We start from the raw sequence: 1,909 nt of genomic DNA, 5'->3' as shown, positions 1-1,909 counted from the left end.
GCATCTGCCGCCAGTGGCCCGCACCCGCCGTGCTTGGATTCGTGCCCTTGGCCCGCGCTTCTGCCGGGCGGCCCGGTCCGCCTCGCCGCTCTCGACGGCCCGGTCGAAGGCCTCGCAGAGCATGTGCACGGCGACCAGGTGCAGTTCCTGCACGGTGGCGGCCACGGGGGCGTCCGCGCACAGCGCCTCGTCGGCGCCGAGCTGGAGGGGGTTGGGGGCCCGCCCGGTCAGCGCCCACACGGTCATGCCCAGGCGGTGGGCGCGGTCGGCGGCGGCCAGCAGGTTGGCGCTGGCGCCGCTGGTGGACAGCAGCATGAGCACGTCCCCGGGGCGGCCGTGGGCGGCGGTCTGGCGGGCGAACACCTCCTGGACGCCGTAGTCGTTGGCGATCGCGGTGGTGGAGGAGGTGTCGGCGTGCAGGGCGACGGCGGAGAACGGCGGCCGGTCGTCGCGGTAGCGGCCGACGAGTTCCGCGGTCAGGTGCTGGGCCTGCGCGGCGCTGCCGCCGTTGCCGGCGACGAGCAGCCGGGACCCGGCGCCCAGCCGCCGGGCCAGTTCGCCGCCCCAGCGCTCGATGCGGGGGCCGCGCTCGCGGAACGTCTCCAGGGCCTTCATCAGGTCGTCGCAGTGGGTCGTGTCGACGGCGGTCCTCATCGGACGGCTCCCGACAGCGAGGGGATGGCGGACACGGCGCGGTACACCCCGGCCACGCCGTCGGCCACCCGGTCCCAGGTGTAGTGCTCCAGGACCCGCCGGCGGCCCGCGGCTCCGTACCGGGCGAGCCGGTCCGGGTCGGCGAGCAGCGCGCGGACGGCCCCGCCGAGGTCGTGGTCGCCGTCGGCCGGGACCAGGACCCCGGTGGCGCCGTCCACGACGGTGTCGAGCTGGCCGCCGACCGCGGTGGCGACGACCGGGGTGGCGCAGGCCATGGCCTCCAGCGGGACGATGCCGAAGGGCTCGTAGCGGGGCAGCGACAGCACGAGGTCGGCGCCGGCCATCAGCCGCGGCATCCGGGCCCGGCTCACCCCGCCGAGCAGGGTGACGCGGTCCAGGACGCCGTACTCGCGGGCGACGGCGTAGAGGCGCGCGGCCTCGGGTTCGGCGCCGAGCAGGTCGGCCTCCGGGCCGCCCGCGACGAGGAGTTCGGCGTCGGGGATGCCGGCCAGGGCGCGGATGGCCCGGTCGAAGCCCTTGGGGGGCACGAGCCGGCCGACGGCCAGCAGCCGCCTGCGGGCGCCGGGCGGGCGGCTCCGGGCGACGGGCGCGAACTGGTCGGGGTCGACCCCGCACGGCACGACACGGAACCGGTCCTCGGACAGCCCCATGGCCTTCAGTTCGGCCACCTCGTCGCTGCAGGTGGCGATGATCCGGGCGCACTCGTGGCCGACGGCCTCCTCGATCGCGAGGCGCTGCGGCGGGCTGGTGTCGGCGGCGCCCTGGTAGCGCTTCTTCACGGTGCCCAGCGCGTGGTACGTCTGCACGACGGGGATGCCGAGGTCCCGGGCGCCGGCGAGGGCGGCCAGGCCCGACATCCAGAAGTGGGCGTGCACCACGTCGGGCGGGCGCTCGGCCCACCGCCGGGCCAGGAAGGCGCCGAACTCGTCCATGTGCGGCAGGAGTTGGTCCTTGGGGACGGGGGCGGGCGGCCCGGCGGGCACGTGCACCACCTGCACTCCGTCGATGAGGGTCACCCGGTCCGGCAGGCCCGCCGAGTCCCGCCGGGTGTACACCGTGACCCAGTGGCCGCGTCCGGCGAGCTGCCGGGCGACCTGTGCCACGTACACGTTCTGGCCGCCCGCGTCCGGTCCGCCGAGCGCGGCCAGGGGGCTGGCGTGCTCGGAGACCATGGCGACGCGCCCGGCCGTGTGCGGAATACGGCTCATCGGGTGACCTCCTTGATCAGGCGCTC

The 1,909-nt window shown here is 76.4% G+C and carries 2 protein-coding genes; both read right to left on the bottom strand.

Annotated elements, in window-relative coordinates; translation table 11 throughout:
- On the bottom strand, window positions 1-654 hold a 654-nt coding region (locus ACWEN3_RS45970; RefSeq protein ID WP_452984332.1), incomplete at its 3' end, for a D-sedoheptulose-7-phosphate isomerase.
- Window positions 651-1,883 carry a glycosyltransferase gene (locus tag ACWEN3_RS45965; protein ID WP_452984331.1) on the bottom strand — a complete coding sequence of 411 codons (1,233 nt, stop codon included), beginning with the start codon at window positions 1,881-1,883 and terminating at the stop codon, window positions 651-653. The genes ACWEN3_RS45965 and ACWEN3_RS45970, both read right to left, overlap by 4 nt.
- Window positions 1,884-1,909: the final 26 nt, after the last annotated feature.

The organism is Streptomyces sp. NPDC004561, assembly GCF_053602155.1.
Note: the sequence above shows the minus strand (reverse complement) of the source record. Positions and strands in the feature narration are given on the sequence as shown.